General features: G+C 68.6%; 17 protein-coding genes. 9 read left to right on the top strand and 8 right to left on the bottom strand.

The features are described 5' to 3' along the window. Nucleotides 1–1,218, top strand: coding sequence for a phosphopentomutase (locus AX750_RS14225; protein ID WP_066716783.1), 1,218 nt, complete (start codon nucleotides 1–3; stop codon nucleotides 1,216–1,218). A 2-nt stretch (nucleotides 1,219–1,220) separates the two neighbouring features. On the opposite strand, the gene AX750_RS14230 is transcribed toward AX750_RS14225, so the two are convergent. The 7 genes from AX750_RS14230 to murA all read right to left on the bottom strand — a co-directional run bounded on the left by AX750_RS14230 (nucleotide 1,221) and on the right by murA (nucleotide 7,274). Then, entirely contained in the window at nucleotides 1,221–2,681 is a 1,461-nt protein-coding gene (locus AX750_RS14230; RefSeq protein ID WP_066716786.1) for a methyl-accepting chemotaxis protein, read from the bottom strand. Further along, nucleotides 2,678–3,001 carry a hypothetical protein gene (locus AX750_RS26135; protein WP_066716788.1) on the bottom strand — a complete coding sequence of 108 codons (324 nt, stop codon included), beginning with the start codon at nucleotides 2,999–3,001 and terminating at the stop codon, nucleotides 2,678–2,680. The genes AX750_RS14230 and AX750_RS26135 overlap by 4 nt, the downstream gene beginning before the upstream one ends. 166 nt (nucleotides 3,002–3,167) lie before the next feature. Continuing rightward, a complete protein-coding gene (locus AX750_RS14240) occupies nucleotides 3,168–3,572 on the bottom strand; it encodes an ArsC family transcriptional regulator (protein WP_066716791.1) in 405 nt (134 codons plus the stop codon). Between the two features lie 45 nt (nucleotides 3,573–3,617). Further along, entirely contained in the window at nucleotides 3,618–4,106 is a 489-nt protein-coding gene (locus AX750_RS14245) for a UPF0262 family protein (protein WP_066716852.1), read from the bottom strand. Nucleotides 4,107–4,154: 48 nt separating this feature from the next. Next, nucleotides 4,155–5,447, bottom strand: coding sequence for a histidinol dehydrogenase (gene hisD / locus AX750_RS14250; RefSeq protein WP_066716793.1), 1,293 nt, complete (start codon nucleotides 5,445–5,447; stop codon nucleotides 4,155–4,157). Between the two features lie 58 nt (nucleotides 5,448–5,505). Then, nucleotides 5,506–5,952: a DUF2948 family protein gene (locus tag AX750_RS14255; RefSeq protein ID WP_066716795.1), complete on the bottom strand. Its 447-nt coding sequence runs from the start codon at nucleotides 5,950–5,952 to the stop codon at nucleotides 5,506–5,508. A 32-nt stretch (nucleotides 5,953–5,984) separates the two neighbouring features. Beyond that, entirely contained in the window at nucleotides 5,985–7,274 is a 1,290-nt protein-coding gene (gene murA / locus AX750_RS14260) for a UDP-N-acetylglucosamine 1-carboxyvinyltransferase (protein WP_066716797.1), read from the bottom strand. A 513-nt stretch (nucleotides 7,275–7,787) separates the two neighbouring features. On the opposite strand from murA, the gene AX750_RS14265 reads away from it, so the two are divergent. From AX750_RS14265 to AX750_RS14280, 4 genes are all read left to right on the top strand, one after another. Beyond that, nucleotides 7,788–8,747 (top strand): enoyl-CoA hydratase-related protein, encoded by a 960-nt coding sequence (locus AX750_RS14265; protein WP_066716799.1) that lies wholly within the window; start codon nucleotides 7,788–7,790, stop codon nucleotides 8,745–8,747. A gap of 135 nt (nucleotides 8,748–8,882) precedes the next feature. After that, nucleotides 8,883–11,207 (top strand): EAL domain-containing protein, encoded by a 2,325-nt coding sequence (locus AX750_RS14270; RefSeq protein WP_066716801.1) that lies wholly within the window; start codon nucleotides 8,883–8,885, stop codon nucleotides 11,205–11,207. Nucleotides 11,208–11,394: 187 nt separating this feature from the next. Then, nucleotides 11,395–12,840, top strand: a complete 1,446-nt coding sequence (locus AX750_RS14275; protein ID WP_066716803.1) for an FAD-dependent oxidoreductase — start codon at nucleotides 11,395–11,397, stop codon at nucleotides 12,838–12,840. Between the two features lie 11 nt (nucleotides 12,841–12,851). Next, nucleotides 12,852–14,309: a HAMP domain-containing sensor histidine kinase gene (locus AX750_RS14280; RefSeq protein WP_066716805.1), complete on the top strand. Its 1,458-nt coding sequence runs from the start codon at nucleotides 12,852–12,854 to the stop codon at nucleotides 14,307–14,309. Nucleotides 14,310–14,316: 7 nt separating this feature from the next. Here AX750_RS14280 and AX750_RS14285 read toward each other — a convergent pair whose 3' ends face one another. Next, on the bottom strand, nucleotides 14,317–14,946 hold the full coding sequence (locus AX750_RS14285; protein WP_066716806.1) for a helix-turn-helix transcriptional regulator: 630 nt from the start codon (nucleotides 14,944–14,946) through the stop codon (nucleotides 14,317–14,319). A 165-nt stretch (nucleotides 14,947–15,111) separates the two neighbouring features. On the opposite strand from AX750_RS14285, the gene AX750_RS14290 reads away from it, so the two are divergent. From AX750_RS14290 to AX750_RS14305, 4 genes are all read left to right on the top strand, one after another. Continuing rightward, entirely contained in the window at nucleotides 15,112–15,456 is a 345-nt protein-coding gene (locus AX750_RS14290) for a DUF952 domain-containing protein (protein ID WP_066716813.1), read from the top strand. Then, nucleotides 15,453–16,541 carry a quinone-dependent dihydroorotate dehydrogenase gene (locus AX750_RS14295; RefSeq protein WP_066716821.1) on the top strand — a complete coding sequence of 363 codons (1,089 nt, stop codon included), beginning with the start codon at nucleotides 15,453–15,455 and terminating at the stop codon, nucleotides 16,539–16,541. The genes AX750_RS14290 and AX750_RS14295 overlap by 4 nt, the downstream gene beginning before the upstream one ends. Nucleotides 16,542–16,684: 143 nt before the next feature. Further along, nucleotides 16,685–17,650 (top strand): cache domain-containing protein, encoded by a 966-nt coding sequence (locus AX750_RS14300; protein ID WP_066716823.1) that lies wholly within the window; start codon nucleotides 16,685–16,687, stop codon nucleotides 17,648–17,650. Further along, nucleotides 17,650–18,714 (top strand): neurotransmitter-gated ion-channel ligand-binding protein, encoded by a 1,065-nt coding sequence (locus tag AX750_RS14305; protein WP_066716825.1) that lies wholly within the window; start codon nucleotides 17,650–17,652, stop codon nucleotides 18,712–18,714. The genes AX750_RS14300 and AX750_RS14305 overlap by 1 nt, the downstream gene beginning before the upstream one ends. Nucleotides 18,715–18,722: the final 8 nt, after the last annotated feature.

The following is an 18,722-nucleotide window of genomic DNA, read 5'->3' on the forward strand; positions in this document are numbered from 1 at the left end:
ATGGCGCGCGCCATCCTGATCGTGCTCGATTCCGTCGGCTGCGGCGGGGCGGAGGATGCGCATCTCTACGGCGATGCCGGTGCCGATACGCTCGGACACATCGCACTGGCTTGTGCGGAGGGTCGGGGCGACCGCGCCGGGCTGCGTAGCGGCGCGCTGGCCCTGCCGAATCTCGTGCGGCTCGGGCTCGCCCACGCCTGCGAGGCCTCTACGGGAAGCCCGCTGGCGGGGATCGTGAAACCGGCCAGCCCCCAGGGTCGCTACGGCTACGGCGTCGAGCGTAGCCAGGGCAAGGACACTCCATCGGGGCATTGGGAGATCGCCGGCTGCCCCGTGCCCTTTGCCTGGGGCTATTTCACCGATCTGGAGAATTCCTTCCCCGCCGATCTCGTCGCCGCCATCATCCACGCAGGCGCCCTGCCCGGCATCCTCGGTAACCGGCACGCCTCCGGCACGGCGATCATCGACGAGCTCGCCGAAGAGCACATCGCGACCGGCAAGCCCATCTGCTACACCTCCGTCGACTCCGTGCTGCAAATCGCCGCGCATGAGGAGCATTTCGGCCTGGAGCGACTCTATGCGCTGTGCCGCCAGGTTCGGGCCCTGGTCGATCCCCTGCGGATCGGGCGCGTCATCGCCCGCCCCTTCGTCGGCGGCCGCGAGACGGGCTTCAATCGCACCGGCAATCGCAAGGACTTCGCCATCCCGCCGCCGGGCGAGACGATCCTCGACCGGCTCGCCGCGCAGGGACGGCCGGTCGTCACGGTGGGAAAGATCGGCGACATCTTCGCGCATCGCGCCACGGGGGCCGAGATCAAGCCCTTTGGCAACGCGGCGATGTTCGAGGCGGCGCTCACCGCCTGGTCGGATCTGCCGGATGGCGGGTTCTGCTTCGTGAACCTCGTCGATTTCGACACGGAGTTCGGCCATCGCCGCGACGTGCCGGGCTATGCGGCGGCACTCGAAGCCTTCGATGCGATGGTTCCGCGGCTCGAAGCCGCTTTGTGCCCCGGCGATCTCGCGATCCTCACGGCCGATCACGGCAACGATCCGACCTGGCCGGGGACGGACCACACGCGCGAACATGTGCCGATCCTTGCTTTCGGCCCCGGCATCGCGCCCGAGCCGCTAGGCCGGCGAGAGAGCTTCACCGATATCGCCGCGACCGTCGGGCATTGGCTGGGCCTCGGCCAGGTCGGCCCCGGCCGGGGCTGGTAGGCTCAGGCCGCCGCCACCCGCCCGCAGAAGGCGGCGACTTCGGCGCGGATTTCGCGCGTATGGGTCGCGACCGCCTCGGCCGAGCCCTGCACCTGGCGCGCCGCGTGATGGGCACCTTCGGTCATCGCCTCAAAGCTTTCGACGATGTCGGCGCTGCGCCGCGCGCCCTCGAACGACATCCGAACCTGATGCGCGATCTCGCCGGTCGCCTGGCCCTGCTGCTGAACGGACACCGAGATCGCTTCTGCCACGCGCTCGACGTCGCCGATGGCCGTCACGATGTCGCGGATCGCCTTGAGCGAACGCTGCGAGGCGTCCTGCATGGCGCCGATCTGCGCCGAGACCTCGTCGGTCGCCTTGGCGGTCTGGGCCGAGAGCGTCTTCACCTCGCCCGCGACAACGGCGAAGCCACGCCCCATCTCGCCGGCCCGCGCGGCCTCGATCGTCGCGTTCAGCGCGAGCAGGCTGGTCTGCGCCGCAATGCTGCGGATCAGCTCCACCACCGCGCCGACATTCTCGCTGTTGCGGGCGAGCACCTCGATCTCGCTGCTCGCCCTGCGGGCCAGTTCCGCGGCCGTCGCGGTGCCGTCGGCGGCGTGGGCCACGCTGCGGCCGATCTCGCCGATCGACATGGCGAGCTGATCGCTCGCCGCGGACAGGTGGTCGATGCTGAGCAGCGTTTCCGACGTCGCGTCCGATACGACGACCGTCTTGCCGCGGGCTTCGTTGGAGGTCGTCGTGAGCGCGACGGCCTCGGCCTGCATCACGCCGGCGGCGCCGTCCAGAACCGCCATCTCCTCCTCCATGCGCGCGCGGAAGACGGCAACCGTCTCGCGCAGCAAGTCGGAGCGCCGAGCGATCTCCTCGCCCAGTTGCTTTTCCCGCTCCGCCACCTGTCGCTCGCGATCCGCATTCTCCTGCGCCTTGGCGAGGCTGTTTTCGTTCAGCACGAACATGCGCTCCAGCATGACCGCGACCATTGTGAGGAAGGAGGTCTCGATGACAACGATAACCGCGTGCAGCAGCACCCGCCCGAGGCTGCCACCCTGATAGAACACAGCCGCCGGAAGGATGTATTGGAGTGCGAGGTGGTGGAGGGCCGTCAGTGCCGCCCCCAGCACGATCGGCCGCCAGTCGCAGAAGCCCGCGAGCAGCGCCAGCACGGCGAAATAGTACATGTGCATGTCGGGCTGCCAGGGGTGCCCGGCGAGGCTCGCCACCATCAGCGAAACCTGGGCGATCAGCACGATCGCAAGGGCGAGCTGGGTGACGATGGCGGCTCCGCGTGTTGCGTAGAGAAGCCAGGCAGCCGCCGCCATGCCGAACGCCAGCGCCGTCGGCAGCCACACCGATCGACCGAGCATCAGCTCGATCAGCAGCAGCAGCGGCACATGCAGGAAAGCGAGCCCGAGCAGGACGCAGGCGACGCGGCTCCGGACGGAATCGAGCGTCCAGTTCATCATGCGCGCCAATCGTCGGCAGGAGCATCGAGGCAGCCGGCGAGACCGGTCAGCGCAACCAGCAGGAGGGCGCCGCGAGGGCGGTTCGCCATGCCTTCGTCCGCAGGCGCGACGACGACGACGTTGGACGCCCGGCCCGAACGCAGCACCCGGTGCCCGGCCGCGAGGGTCAGCGCCAGCGCGTCGTCGGCCGACGTCCATGGCGAGAAGAGGATCGCGACCGGCACCCGCGTATCGGCACCCGCCTGAGGCAGTGCGGCGGCGATCGCGAGCGGGCTGGCGAGCGCGACGAGCAGGAGGACGAGACGGTCGCGTGCGGACAAGGCGCGCGACGGAGAGGGGCGCGAAACTGCAGTCGAAGGCATGAGGAACCCGAACGCTGGACCACCGTCCGCAGGCCCCCCCGGCAGACCCCGTCATTCACACAGATCGAGGTTAAAGATCGCTTACGCGGCAGGGCTGGAGGGGCGCGACAGGTACCGATCGGCCTCAGCGCGCGAGCCGCTCCTTGATGCGGCGCATCAGCCCGTCCCGAACCTCGCGATAGGCATCCATCATCTGGTCGCGAGAGCCCTGGACGGCCGTCGGATCGACGGTCGGCCAGTACTCGACCTCGGCGGCGACGGTGCGCGTCAGATCGAGGGCGCGGTGATGCGCCTCGGGCGATAGCGAGACGATGAGGTCGAAGTTGAGCCCCTCCCACTCCTCGAGTTCCTCGATCGATTTCGGCTTGTGCTTGTGGGCGTCGATGCCGATCTCGTCGAGGGCCGCGAGCGCGAAGGCATCGACCTCACCCCGCCGCGCGCCGGCCGACTGGACATAGACCGACTTGCCGAAGAAGTGCTTCGCCATCGCCTCCGCCATCGGCGAGCGAACGGCGTTGTGCGCGCACATGAAGAGCACGCTCTGAACCTTTCGCGATGCGGGCGGCTCCAAGCCTCAGCCCTTCCAGTGCAACGCGTAGATCAGCGTAAAGAGCCGCCTCGCCGTATCGAAATCGATCTCGACCTTGCCCGCGAGACGCTCGACGAGGATGCCGGCGGCCTCGTCGTGGAGGCCGCGCCGGCCCATGTCGATGGCCTCGATCTGCGAGGGCGTGGCGGTGCGGATGGCGGCGTAATAGCTTTCGCAGACCATCGCATAGTCCTTGACGATGCGGCGGAACGGCGTGAGCGAGAGATGGTGCGTGATCACCGGCGCGCCGTCGGCCTCGCGGATTTCGAAGACGAGCCGGCGCTCGACCATGGCGAGATGGGCGAGATAGGGGCCGCCCTCATGGCCGGGCAGGACGAAGCGGTTGCGCTCGATCAGATCATAGATCGCGACGGCCCGCTCATGCTCCTGATCGGCCGAGCCGCCGCCCAGCGAGGAGGGATCCAGCGTCACGCCGACGAGGCACTGCTTCGCGGGTGTCTCGGCCTGGGGCATCGGTCCCTCCGGTTCCGCCATGGCGGTCTGCCGCTCCGAGGCGTGACCTCAGAGATTCAGCCTGATCGTCACGGAACGCCCGTGAGCGTGCAAGCCCTCCGCCTCCGCCAGCGCGGCGGCAGCCGGCGCGAGCGCGCGCAGGGACTCGGGGCCGCATTTCAGCAGCGATGTCCGCTTCATGAAGTCGAGCACGCCGAGGCCCGAGGAGAAGCGGGCGGAGCGGGCCGTCGGCAGCACATGATTGGGCCCGCCGACATAATCGCCGACCGCCTCGGGCGTATGGCCGCCGAGGAAGATCGCGCCGGCATTGCGGATCAGCCCGGACAGGCGCTCCGGCTCCGCGGTCATGATCTCGAGATGCTCCGGCGCCATCCGGTCGATCAGCGGCACGGAAGCCTCGAGATCGGCGACGAGCAGGATCGCGCCGAAATCAGACCAGCTTTTTCCAGCGATCGCCGCGCGCGGCAGCGTGCGCAGCTGTGCCTCGACGGCCCGTTCGACCTGGTCCGCCAAAGCCGCATCATCTGTCATGAGGATCGACTGGGCGGACGCGTCATGCTCCGCCTGTGCCAGAAGATCGGCGGCAATCCAGTCCGGATTGGCGGTCGCGTCGGCGACGATCAACACCTCCGAGGGACCAGCGATCATGTCGATGCCGACCTGGCCGAAAACCCGGCGCTTGGCGGCGGCGACATAGGCGTTGCCGGGACCGACGATTTTCGAGACCGGCGCGATCGTGGCGGTGCCATAGGCGAGCGCCGCGACGGCCTGCGCCCCGCCGATGCGGTAGATTTCGTCGACGCCGGCGAGCCGCGCCGCGGCCAGCACAAGCGGGTTCGTCTCGCCCCGCGGCGTCGGCGCCACCATCACCACCCGATCGACGCCCGCTACCTTGGCCGGCACGGCGTTCATCAGCACGGATGAGGGGTAGCTCGCCGTACCGCCGGGCACATAGAGGCCCACCGCCTCGACGGCGCTCCAGCGCCAGCCACTCTCGACGCCCGCCGCATCGGTGAACCAGGCATCCTGCGGTTTCTGGCGGGCGTGATAAGCCTCGATGCGGTCGCGCGCGGTTTCGAGAGCCTGGATCTGCGCCGGCGAGCAGGCCGCGACGGCGGCGTCGATCTCGGCCGCCGGCACGCGCAATGTCGCTTCCGTCAGCCCGAGTTCGTCGAAGCGCCGCGTGTAGTCGATGACCGCGGCATCACCGCGCTCCCTGACCGCCGCGATGATGTCCGCCACCACGCGATCGACCTCCTCGGAGACCTCGCGTTTGGCCGACAGCAGGTCCCGGAACGCGCTTTCGAAATCGGCGGTGCTGTCGTCGAGCCTGATCGGCATCGCTGTCCCCGGAGGTGCTGGTCGGCTGGGTGGTTCGCAGGCGGGAGAGAGTTTCGGCTCAGGGACCGTCGGGATGTTCCGGCTTGGCCAGGGCTTCCCAGACAGGGCCGAGATCCTTCATCTGCGCCTCGACGCATTCGACGGCGAGGCGGATCGCGGCGCCGTCCGAAAAATGCAGCGTCACATCGCCCTCCGGCCCGTCGCTGCCGGTGAAGGCGATCGCCAGCAGGCTCAGCACACGGTCGGGGATCTGCTTGTCGATGCCGGTGCTGCGCACGGCCAGGACGCGATCGAAATGAAGCGCGGTGAGCCGGCGCCGGTATTGGCCGCGCGGAGCCCCCTCCCAGTCGAAGCGACGGGCGGCGAGTGCGAAACGCTTCTCGGCCGGCAGCCAGACGATGTCCGCCACCTTCAGGACAGCATCCTGCAGATGGGCCGACATCACGGCGAGGTCATCGGCATCGAGCGCGATGAGCTTCAGGGGGTCTGCGGCATCGTCCGACATGGCCTGTGTTCTGGCGGTGCCGCCCGCGCGCGTCAACCGCTCAGGCGCTCGACCTTGGCGCCGCACCGGGTCAACTTCGCTTCCAGCGCCTCGAAACCACGGTCCAGGTGATAGACACGGTTGATGGTGGTCTCGCCCTCGGCGGCGAGGCCGGCGATCACGAGCGAGACGGAGGCGCGCAGATCGGTGGCCATCACGGGGGCGCCCGTCAGCTTCGCCACGCCCTCGACATGGGCGGCATCGCCCTCCAGGCGGATCTTCGCGCCGAGGCGCGCTAGCTCCTGCACATGCATGAAGCGGTTTTCGAAAATCGTCTCGCGGATGCGCGAGGTGCCCTTCGCCTTGGTCATAAGCGCCATGAACTGGGCCTGGAGGTCCGTCGGGAAGCCGGGGAAAGGATCGGTCGCGATGTCGACCGCCTCGAGCGGCCGGCCGTTACGGCGGACGCGGATGCCCTCATTCGTCGTGGAGATGTCGACCCCCGCCTGAACCAGCACGTCCAGCGCCGACTGGAGCAGTTCGGGTCGGGCGCCTTCGAGCACCACATCGCCGCCCGTCATCGCGACCGCCATGGCGTAGGTCCCGGCCTCGATCCGATCGGGCAGCACCGCGTGATGGGCACCGCCCAGTCGCGCCACGCCCGTCACCACGATCCGGCTCGTGCCGGCACCCTCGATCTTCGCCCCCATCTTGGACAGGCAGGCGGCGAGATCCGCAATCTCCGGCTCGCGAGCAGCGTTCTCGATCACGGTCGTTCCCTGAGCGAGGACCGCGGCCATCAGCGCGGTGTGGGTTCCGCCGACCGTGACCTTCGGGAAGACGATCTCGGCGCCCCGCAGGCCGCGCGGCGCGCGCGCGATGGCGTAGCCGTTCTCGATCTCGATCTCGGCACCCAGCCGCTCCAGCGCCATCAGCAGCAGATCGACCGGGCGGGTGCCGATGGCGCAGCCGCCGGGCAGGGACACCTTTGCCTCACCCATGCGGGCCAGGATCGGCGCGATGACCCAGAAGCTCGCCCGCATCGTCGAGACAAGTTCGTAGGGCGCGCAGGTGTCGACGATCTGCCTTGCGGTCAGCGCGATGGTCTGGCCCGTCTCGGCCGACTGACCGATGCGCTTGCCTGCGATCGAACGATCGACGCCATGATTGGAGAGGATGCGCGAGAGCGCGCTGACATCGGAGAGGCGCGGCACATTGGCGAGCGTCAGCGTCTCGTCGGTGAGCAGGCTCGCGATCATCAGCGGCAGGGCGGCGTTTTTGGCGCCGGAGATCGGGATGGCGCCGTCAAGGCGCTGGCCGCCGGTGATGCGGATCTTGTCCATCGTCAGGTCCTGCTGAGGCCCGGGCGAATGGCCGGGCGCGAGGAAGTCGGTGTCAGGACCGGTCTGGGTCGGCCTGGGCTTGCGGCGCTTCGTCCGCCTCCACGGCCGCCCCCTCCACACGACGGGCCCGGGCCTGAGCCTTGCGGCGCTTCAGGTTCTCCCGGAGGGCGGCGGCGAGGCGCGCCCGTTTCTCGTCTTCTGCGGATGTCTGGCGGTTCACGGCAACGACTCGGCAACCGGTTTCAACGCTGGCAACGCGGCGAAATCGCGGCGCATCGTTAGCCGCATCGCCGCTTTTCGACAAGCGTGGCCGAGCGCCGGCATGCCGCTTGCCTGCGGCAAGACATCGGCCCGTCTCCGTGCCAATTCGATACAGATCCGCAAGCAAACACCTGACGTTAGGTAATATTGGTTAACAAGATTAACCATCTGTTCGGGTTTTCATTTACAGTTTGTTAACTTCGCGTAGCTTGGCGGCATCGCGCTCCTCGCTAGCGGTACGGGATCAGCAGCATGTTCCAGTCGGTTGCTTCGGTCGTGAATGCCACTCCCGCAGCGGTGCTCGATAGCTGCGAGGTCATCGACGCGATCCGTCACCGGGCGGGTTTCCTTCCCGAGACGCAGCTTTCCTATGAGCCCGAGATCAAGACGCTCTGGGTCACGATCCGGCCCGAGCTGAAGCCGGTCTTCACGCTGCAGCTGCTCGACAGCCTGGTGAAAATCCAGAGCGCGATCATGGCTCTGTGGGGCGCGCCGGACCAGTATCACCGCGCGCCGGTGCGCTTCCTGGCCTTCCGCGGCACCGGCCCGTTCTTCACGCTCGGCGGTGATCTCGATTTCTATCTGGACTGCCTGGCGAAGAACGACCGTGCGGCCCTGGCCGAGTATGCCCGGCTCTCGGCCGCCGGTGCCGTGATGAATGCGAGCGGTCTGAACGGGCTTGTGGTGACGCTCTCGACGATCCACGCCAAGGCGATCGGCGGCGGCATCGACGCCCCGCGCTCCTGCAATGTGATGATCGCGGAAGAGCAGGCGTCGTTCGTTTATCCCGAGATCAAGTTCAACCACTTCCCGATTACCGCCGTCGCGATCCTTTCGCGCCGGATGGGGGCGCGGGCGGCGGAACGGATGCTCATGTCGGGCGAGGAGATGAGCGCGCAGGCGTTCATGGAGGCGGGCGGACTCGAAGCCGTCGTCCCAACCGGCACGGGCGAGGCCTGGATCCGCAAGTATGCGCATGATTCCCTGCCCATGCATGCAGCCAAGACGGCGCTGTTTTCGGCCTTCAACCGCCGCGCCGGCGACCTGCAGGAAGAACTCGCCCAGCTCAGCCAAATCTGGACCGACTGCATGCTGCGGCTGAGCCCGAGCGCGATCTCGAAGCTGCAGCGCATCGCACAGACCCAGGATCGCATGCTCGCGCGCATGTATCAGCGCCCAGTCGTGGGCCAGGATCTGCAGCTCAGTTTCTGACCGTCGCAGCGTCGCGCTCAATGCGGCGCCGCCGGAACACCAAACATTTACCTCTGAGCGTCTAAAACTTTAAAGCGGGAGACATGTGCGGGCGTCGCAAACGAGGCGCATCAGCGACCGGCGGGACGAGAAGAGATGGCGGGCGCGCTGAAGGATTGGTGGAACGCCAGACTGCGTCGTCCCGGCGAGGACTTCGATCAGCCCAGCTACGCGCTGCTGGTCGCCTCCCTGTTCTCATCACCCGCCTCGATCATTCCCGGCGGCGTCGCCGGCATCCTGACCCCGCTCCTGTGCTGGATTTCGACCGGTCTCGTCGTCTTCGAAGCGCTCACGATCCTGGTGGCGCTGATCGTGCTGCTGCGGCTGGCGACCTTCGTCTCCTATCGGCGCACCGACCATTCGCGCGACGGCTATGACGAGACGCGGCGCTGGGACCGCGATTACTTCCTCGGCGCCACCGCCTTCAGCGCCGTGCTCGGCTACAGCTGCTATGCGGCGCTGGCGCAGACCGACGATCCGGCCGCCCATATCACCTCGGTCGCATCGACGATCGCGATCGCCTCCGGCTATGTCTCGCGCAATGCCGGTCGGCCCAAATTCGTCGCCGTACAGCTTCTGACCTTCTGCGTGCCGATGGCATTCGGCCTCATCCAGGCCCACAATCCTTATTATCAGTATATCGGCTACTTCGCCTTTCTGTATGTGGCGGCGAACATCGCCATCACCAATTCGCTGCATCGCAATCTCCTCGCGCTCAGCGATGCGACGAAGCAGTCGAAGGCGCTGGCCTCCGCGCTGCATTCGCAGAACCTGACGCTGGATGCCGCGCTCAACACCATGATCCACGGGCTGGCGATGTTCGACCGCGATCTCAAGCTCGCCGTCAGCAACGCCCCCCATCTCGCGCTCTACGGCCTGCCGGAGACGCTCGCCCTGCCAGGCACGCCGATCACCGCGATCGCCCGGTTCCTCGTCGAACGACAGGTCGTCGCCGCGGGGCAGCTGCGTGACCTCAAGGAAGCGCTGGCCGAGGTCCAGGCGACGCAGATGACGACCAGCCGCGAAATCCAGACGCGCGCGGGGCGGGTTCTGGTGGTCACCTTCGCGCCGGCGGCCGAGGGCGGCGTCCTGATGTCGACGGAGGATGCGACCGAGCGCAAGGCGACCGAGGCGCGGATCGAGCAGATGGCGCGTTTCGACGAATTGACCGGGCTCGCCAACCGCTTCGAGTACAATGCCAACATCGCGGAGGCCTTCGCGCGGCTCGACCGCACGGGCGAGCCGTTCGCGCTGCTCTATGTCGATCTCGACGGCTTCAAGCAGGTCAATGACAGCCTTGGTCACGATGTCGGCGACCGCGTGCTCGTCGAGACGGCGGAGCGCCTGCGCGGCGCGATCCGGGGAAGCGATGTCCTGGCCCGCTTCGGCGGCGACGAGTTCCTGCTGATCCTGCCCGCCGCCAACCATCTGGTGGTCACCGCGATCGCGCAGCGCATGATCGACGCGATGGCCAAGGCGTTCAGGCTCGACAACAAGACCGTCTACGTCACCGCCAGCATCGGCATCGCGATGGCGCCCGCCGACGGCGCCTCGCCCGCGGATCTGCTGCGCCATGCCGATACGGCGCTCTACAAGGCCAAGGCCGCCGGCCGCAACACGCTGATGTTCTTCGACCCGACGATGGCCGAGGAGATGACTGAGCGTCACGAGCTCGAGGTCGATCTGCGCAAGGCCTGCGAGGACGGCTCGCTCGAGCTCTACTACCAGCCGATCATCGACCTGCGCACGGGCGAGGTGGTCTCGCGCGAGGCACTGATGCGCTGGCGCCATCCCGTCCGCGGCATGGTGCCGGCGGGGCAGTTCATTCCGGTGGCCGAGCAATCGGGCCTGATCGCGACCATCGGTGACTGGGCGATCCGGCAGGCCTGCAAGGACGCCGCCTCCTGGGAGAAGCATGTCGGCGTCTCCGTCAACATCTCGCCGCTGCAGTTTCGCGAGCCGCGAAGGATCGTCGAGACGGTCAAGAACGCGCTGATCGCCTCCAATCTGAACTCGCAGCGCCTGACGCTCGAGGTCACGGAGTCGCTGCTGATCGAGGACAACAAGACGACGCTCGGGGTCATCGACGAGCTGCGGATGCTGGGCGTGACCTTCGCGCTGGACGATTTCGGAACGGGCTACTCCTCGCTCGGCTACCTCTCGACCTACCCCTTCGCACAGGTGAAGATCGACCAGAGCTTCACCAAGACGGTGCAGTCGAGCGAGGCCTCGAAAGCGATCATCGAGGCGGTGTGCCAGTTGGCGCGGCGGCTTTCCATGAACGTCGTCGTCGAAGGCGTGGAAACGGAGCAGCAGCGCATCGCCGTGCAACTGCTCGGCGCCCAGCGGGCCCAGGGGTATTTCTTCGGCAAGCCGGCGCCGGTCGCCAGTCTTGCCGAGGCCAAACGCCACGTCGCCTGAGCCACCGCCCAGCGCGCGGCCTTTCGGCGCGGAAGTGGCGCGAAACGGCGTGTAACCGCCGATGTGGTCTTGATTCCGCTCCGACGACACCCCATCAGCGAGAGGTGGATTCGTTCCGGATTGCGGGAGACAGCATGATCCGACCCGACGACGGCTCGCTTGCGCCCCTCGACTGGCGGGCCGGCGCTTGAGCGAGACGGCCGCCGCTGCTCCGCCGGCGCTGCTGGCGCCGGACCTCTGCGTCATCGGCGCCGGCACGGCCGGACTTGCGGTGGCCACCGCCGCCGCCGCCTTCGGCGTGCCCGTGGTGCTGGTCGAACGCGACCGGATGGGCGGGGAGACCGGCAGCAGCGCCATCGCGGCTCTCGCCAGTGCAGGCGCCCGGGCCCAGGCCATCCGCGAGGCCGGGCGCTTCGGCCTCGTCGTCGGCGAACCCGAGATCCGAGACCCGGCTCTGCACGACCATGTCCAGCGGGTCATCGCGGCGCGCCGGCCGAACGTCTCGGCCGAGCGGCTGACGGCACTGGGAGCCACCGTGGTTTCCGGCGAGGCGCGGTTCGTCAGCCGCAGCACAGTCGTCGTAGGCGAGCAGACGATCAAGGCCCGTCGCTTCGTGGTCGCGACGGGTGCGCGAAGCGCCCTGCCCGACATTCCTGGGCTCGCCGACCTGCCGCATTTGACCGAAGAGAGCCTGGCCAGCCTGACCCGCCGGCCGGAGAGTCTCATTGTGCTCGGTGGCGCGCCCTCGGCCGCAGCCCTTGCGCAGGCTCTGGCGAGGCTGGGCAGCCGCGTCGCGCTGGTCGAGCCTGCGGGGCTGCTGCCGGACGAGGATCCCGAGGCCGTGGCGATCCTGCGGCGGACCTTGCTGCGGGAGGGCGTCTCGCTGCACGAGAAGAGGACGATCCTGCGGGCGGAGACCTTCAAGAAGGGCCTGCGCCTCGTGCTGACGGGCGAGGGCGAGGGATCGGAGGCGGTCGTCGAGGCCGATCACATCCTGGTCGCCGGTCGACGCGTCCCGGACATCGCGGGGCTGGATCTCGAGTTGGCAGGCGTCGCCGCCAGCGCCGAAGGCATCCGGGTCGATGCCGGCCTGCGCTGCACCAACCGTCGGGTCTATGCGATCGGCGATTGCGCTGCCGGCGCCACGGGCGGCGCGGGGGGCGCAGAAGAGCAGGCGCGGCTGGTGCTGCGCAATGCGCTGTTCCGGCAGCGCGGGCGCTTCGATCCGGACGCGATCCCGCGCGTCACCCTCACCCAGCCGGTGATCGGTCATGTCGGGCTGAGCGAGGCGGAGGCGCAGCGGCGGGGCGAGGTGCGCGTCCTACGCTGGCCCTATGCGGAGAGCGACGCCGCCCAGGCCGGCCGACAGACGGAAGGGTTCGTGAAGATCCTGACCGACACCAAAGGCAGGCTGCTGGGCGCTACGATCGTCGGGCCGCAGGCCGGCGAATTGATCGCGAGCTGGAGCGTGGCGCTGGCGGCGGGGCGGAGCGTGCAGGACATGGCCGCGCTGCCGGTGCCGCAACCTTCACTGGCCGAGGTGTCGAAGCGCGCAGCGACATCCTTCCTGACCCCGCTCGCGACCAGGCCGGGGCTGCGGCGCCTCATCGGCTGGCTGCGTCGGCTCGGCTAGGATCGACGGCGATGGAGCCCCAGGGACGGGACAGCGAGCCGATCTCCGTCAGCCTGCCGCGCGGGCTGACGCGGCTCGGCCTGTCGGCGAAGCTGCTCGTGCTGACGGTGCTCTTCGTCATGGTGGCGGAGGTGCTGATCTATCTGCCGTCCGTCGCCAATTTCCGGCGCAACTGGCTGAACGACCGCTTGGCGGCGGCGCAGGTTGCCGTACTCGTCCTCGAGGGCGCCCCGGAGGACGGGCTGCCGGAGGGCAGCGAGAATCGGCTGCTGATGGGCGTCGGCGCGCGCGCGATCGCGGCGCGTGTCGGTGGGGCGCGGCGCCTGCTCAGCCTCGATTCGATGCCGCCCGCTGCGGTTTCGCGCACGGTCGACCTGCGCAGCCTGGGCTGGTTCGGCGCCATCGGGGAGGCGATGGAAACGCTCATCCTGCCGGCACAGATGCCGATCCGTGTCATCGGCGAGGCCGTCGGCGGGGCGGATTTCGTGGAAATCGTCATCGACGAGGCCCCGCTGCGGCGGGCGATGCTCAAGTTCTCGGTCAATCTCCTGCTGATCTCGCTGGTGATCTCGGGTCTGACGGCCGTGGCAGTCTATGTCGCGCTGAACTGGATGATCGTGGGGCCGATCCGGCAATTGGCGGCGAATGTCATGGAGTTCGAGGTCGATCCCGAAAATCCGCATCGGATCATCGAGCCGACGCGGCGAGCGGACGAGATCGGCGAGGCGCAGCGTGCCCTGGCGCGCATGCAGATGACGCTGGCGGGGGAGCTGCGGACCAAGAAGCATCTCGCGGAGCTCGGGCTCGCCGTCAGCAAGATCAATCACGACCTGCGCAACATGCTGGCCGCCGCGCAGCTGATGTCGGACCGGCTGACCGAAACGCGCGACGCCAAGATCAAGCGCTTCGCGCCGCGGCTGATCGCGACTCTCGGCCGCGCTATCGATTTCTGTCAGGCGACGCTGGCCTATGGCCGTGCGGCGGAGGCAACGCCGGTGCTACGGGAGGTCCTGCTGCGCCAGCTGGTGGCGGAGCAGGCCGAGCTGCTGGGTCTGGCCGAAGCGGCGCAGGTGAGCTTCAGCAACGAGGTCCCGGCCGATCTGGTCGCCCCCTGCGATCCCGACCAGATGGCCCGCGTCCTGCTCAATCTGATGCGCAACTCGGTTCAGGCACTCACCGAAGCCGGCACTGAGCCCGGCGGGCGCCCGCTGCTGGCCGTTCATGCCACACGCGACAACGGCTCCGTCGTGCTGCGCGTCACCGATAACGGACCGGGCGTGCCCGAGCGGGCCCGGGCCAATCTGTTTCAGGCCTTCCGCGGCTCGGCGACACCGGGCGGCACCGGCCTCGGCCTCGCCATCGCGGCCGAGCTGGTCCGGCTGCATGGCGGCACGATCGCGCTCGAGCCTTCGGAGATCGGGGCGGTGTTCAAGGTGACGCTGCCGGCCCCGCGGACGGTCGCGGCCTGAGGGCCGCCTACTGGCTCGCCCAGATCACGCGGGCCATGAAGGCGATCTCCGCCAGCGGCAGGACGCGGTCGCCATGCTCGGGATTGAGCGAAGCGAGCTCGACCGTCTTCGCCGTCTGGCGCTTGAGCTGCTTGGCCAGCACCTCGCCCTCGATCGTCTTGACCACGACGCGGTCGCCCCGGCGCACCGTCGCCGTCGGCGAGACGATGATGGTGTCGCCGTCGCGATAGAGCGGCAGCATCGAATCGCCGGAAATCTCCAGCGCGTAGGCCTTCTCGTCGGCGACGCCGGGAAAGGCGACTTCCTCCCAGCCGGTGCCGACGGGAAAGCCGCCATCGTCGAAGAAGCCGCCCGAGCCAGCCTGGGCGAAGCCGATCAGCGGGATGGTTCGGGAGGGCGCCGCGCCACGGCGCATCACCACGCTCATGAACTCGTCCAACGAGGCACCGGTGGCGGCCAGGATCTTCGCGATCGATTCGGTCGAGGGCCAGCGCTCGCGTCCGTCAGGGCCGATCCGCTTGGAGCGGTTGAAGGTGGTGGCGTCCAGCCCGGCCTTTCGGGCCAAACCCGAGGCGGTGAAGCCATAACGCTGGGCAAGGGCGTCGATCGCGCTCCAGATCTGGTCGTGGGAGAGCACCGCACACCTCGCGTGGGATGTTGCCTTGGCCGGGGATAAGAATAGGAAATATCCCCTATTCCCTAAGACATCAATCTGATTTCTGCCGCGGGCGACGAGAAAAATTGGCGAAGCCTCCTGACAGCCGCTAAGCCGTCCGCAACCGTCATTCGCCGAGGTCGCCCCGTGCCGCTCATCTACAAGATCTGCCCCGCCAGCCTTTGGCGCGAGGCCGAGGCCGCGGGCCGTTTCCACGGCGCGGCGATCGACCTCACCGACGGCTTCATCCATTTCTCGACCGGCGGGCAGCTGCGCGAGACGGCAGCCAAGCACTTCGCCGGACAGAGCGATCTGCTGCTGATCGCGGTGGAGGGCGATACGCTCGGCGCGGCCCTGCGCTACGAGCCGTCGCGGGGCGGGGCACTGTTCCCGCATCTCTATGCGCCGCTCGATCCGCGCGTCGTGCGCTGGGTGGTGCCGCTGGCCCAGGGCAGCGACGGCAGCCCCGTCATTCCGGAGGACATTGCGTGATCGGCTCGCTCTTCCATCTCGCCCGGCCGCTGATCCACAAGATGGATGCCGAGACCGCGCACCGCCTGACGGTCGCGGCGCTGGCGGCCGCCCCCGCACTGAGGCCAGCGCCGGATGATCCTGTCCTCGCGACGGAAGCCTTCGGCCTGTCCTTCTCCAATCCGGTCGGTCTCGCGGCGGGCTTCGACAAGCATGCCGAGGCGGTGGACGGGGCGCTCGGCCTCGGCTTCGGCTTCGTCGAGGTCGGCGGAGTCACCCCCCTGCCCCAGCCCGGCAACCCGAAGCCGCGCGTCTTCCGGCTGGTCGAGGATGCGGCCGTGATCAACCGCTACGGCCTCAACAGCGACGGTATGGAGGCCGTGGCGCAGCGCCTGGCGGCCCGGCGGGCGCGAGGCGGCATCGTCGGGGTCAATCTCGGGGCCAACAAGGAGTCGGCCGACCGGGCGGCCGATTATGCGGTGCTGACACGCAGGCTCGCACCCCTGACCGACTTCGTCACCGTCAATGTCTCGTCCCCCAACACGCCGGGGCTGCGTGATCTGCAGGCAGAGGCCGCGCTGGACGATTTGATCGCCCGGGCCCTGGACGCGCGTGACGAGGCAGCAGCGGGCGGGCGCCCAACGCCGCTGCTGCTGAAGATCGCGCCCGATCTCACCCTGCCGGAACTCGACGGCATGATCGCGGTCGCGCGCAAGCGCCAAATCGACGGGCTCATCGTCTCCAACACCACCATCGCGCGGCCGGAGAGCCTGCGCAGCCCGTCCAGGGGGGAAGCCGGCGGCCTCTCGGGCAAGCCGCTCTTCACCGGCTCGACGCGGCTGCTGGCCGAGGCCTTCCTGCGGGTCGAGCGGCAGTTCCCGCTGATCGGTGTCGGCGGCATCGACTCGGCCGAAACCGCCTTCGCCAAGATCCGAGCCGGTGCGGATCTCGTGCAGTTCTACTCAGCCATGGTGTTTCATGGCCCCGGGCTGGTGAGGACGATCAAGGCGGGACTGGCAGCCGAAGCGCGCCGCGCCGGGCTGCCGAAGCTCGCCGCGCTGGTGGGGCGCGATGCCGCCGCCATCGCCGCGGGCAAGGGTCTGTAGCGGCGATTGCGATCGGCATTCGGGCCGCGGCCTCTTGCCGCCGCCCGCGACCTGGCCTATCGGGCCTCCCGCACCCTGCGACGACAGATGCCTACCGCCGTCATCGCCGCCCGGGTGCGGCGGGATAGCGAAAGGCGGGGGCCTTGCCGATCATCGACTGGAAGAGGCTTGCGGCGAGCGCACTCGCGCCCGCGGTGCTGATCGGGCTCATTCTCGGGGCCATGCTCTGGCACCAGCACGAGAGCGTGGAGCGCGTCGCGGATCGCGATCGGGCGGCACAGATGCGGCTCGTCGGCTCGCTGCTCGACGCCAATCTCGACCAGGCGGCGAAATTCTCGCTTGCCCTGGCGGAGACCTTCGCGCGCAATCCCCAGATCCGCGAAGCCCTGGCCGCCGGCGACCGCGCCCGGCTGGAAGCCCTATCCAAGGACGCCTACCAGTACCTCAGCCGCCAGGCGAGCGTGCAGATCTTCGGCTATCACTCGCCCGACCTGCGCTACCTGCTGCGGATGCACCGGCCTGACCAGCATGGCGACGACATCTCCGGCTTCCGCGCCATGGTTGTCGCCGCCAACCGGCTGCGACGCTCCCAGACCGGCGTCGAGATCGGCATCGCCGGCATCGGCATCCGCGGCGTCGCGCCGATCGAGCAGGGCGGCGCGCTGCTGGGCAGCGTCGAGGCCGGTCTCGACATCCGCCCCATGCTGGACCTGGTGAAGACGGCGACCAATACCGAGATCGCCGTGGTGGCCGCCGCCTCCCTCAGCGGTGTCGCGCTCGACCCCAAGCTGCCCTCCATCGGCGATCTTTCGATCATGGCCTCGACCAATGAGGCCTTGTTCGCGCGCTTCCTGCGCGCCGTTCCGACGAAGCCCGTGCGGGATGTCGAGGTCGCCACGCGCCGGCTCGACGGCCAGAGCTATGGCGTGATGGCGCAGCCGCTGGTCGATTTCTCAGGCCGGCTCATCGGCATGGCGATCATGCTGAAGGAGGAGCCCAGCTCGGACTGGCGGCGACTGACGACGGAGCTCTGGGTCATCGCGCTCTGCGGCGGCATCGTCGCCTTCGTCGGCTTCCTCGTGCTGGCGCGCCGGCGGCGGGACGCGTGATGCATCGCCTGCTGCTGATCGCTGCGCTGCTGATCGCCTCGGTGGCGGGAGCCTCCGCCGAGGAGGCGGCCGCCTCCCGCACGGGTCTGCCGCAAAGCGTCGAACTGCCGGTGCGGGTCCGGGTCGCTTTGCGCGTCCTCAACGTGCTCGAGATCAAGGAGGTCGCCGGCCAAGGGCGCCTCCAAGTCGAACTGACCCAACGCTGGCAGGATCCGCGGCTTTCCTTCGATGCCATCGCGCGCGGCCTCGCTAGGGACGACCGGGTCGGGGACGAGGCGGACGAGTATCTGAAGACGATCTGGACGCCGGGCCTGACGCTCGACAACCAGATCGGCGACAAGGATTCGCGCAGCGTCGCGCTGTCGGTCCACGCCCATGGCGAGGTCATGCTGATCGAGCGGTTCGAGAGCGATTTCCGTTTTCGCATGAACATGGACGCCTTCCCCTTCGACCAGCAGAGGCTGACGCTGTCGCTCTCGCTGCCGCGCTACCCGCAGCAGGAGGCGGTGATCGTCACCACCGAGGCGGATCGGCAATTCTCGGGCGTCGATGCCACACCGTCGGTCGTCGACTGGCGCCCGATCGGCCTGCGCTTCACCAGCGAGCCGGCCATGGGCTGGAACGCGCGCTCCTATTCGCGGCTGAATGCCACGGTCACGATGGCGCGGGACGCACAGCGCTATGTGCTGCGCGTCTTCGTACCGATCATCGCCGTGCTGGCGGTTTCGCTCTTCGTGCTGTGGTCGCCCGGCCTCAAGGAGCAGGACAAGGGCGGGCTGATCTTCTCCTCGCTGCTCGCTCTGGCGGCGATCAGCTTCACCTTCGAATCGAGCTTCCCGGGTTCGATCTCGCTGAACACGCCGATCGCCGAGATGATCTCGCTCGGCTACCTCTATCTCGTGGCGGTACTGATGTTCGAGATCGCGCTGGCCGTCGTCATCGCCACGCCGCAGGGGCGCTGGACGGCCGAGGCCACGGCACTGCGCTATCACCTGCGCTGGGCGCTGCCGGCCATCATGCTGATCGTCTGCCTCGGCGCGGCGCTCAGGGCACTGCCGGGCTGAGCCGGCGC

The sequence above is a fragment of the Methylobacterium sp. CCH7-A2 genome (genome assembly GCF_001557075.1).
Classification (GTDB): Bacteria; Pseudomonadota; Alphaproteobacteria; order Rhizobiales; family Beijerinckiaceae; genus Allobosea; species Allobosea massiliensis.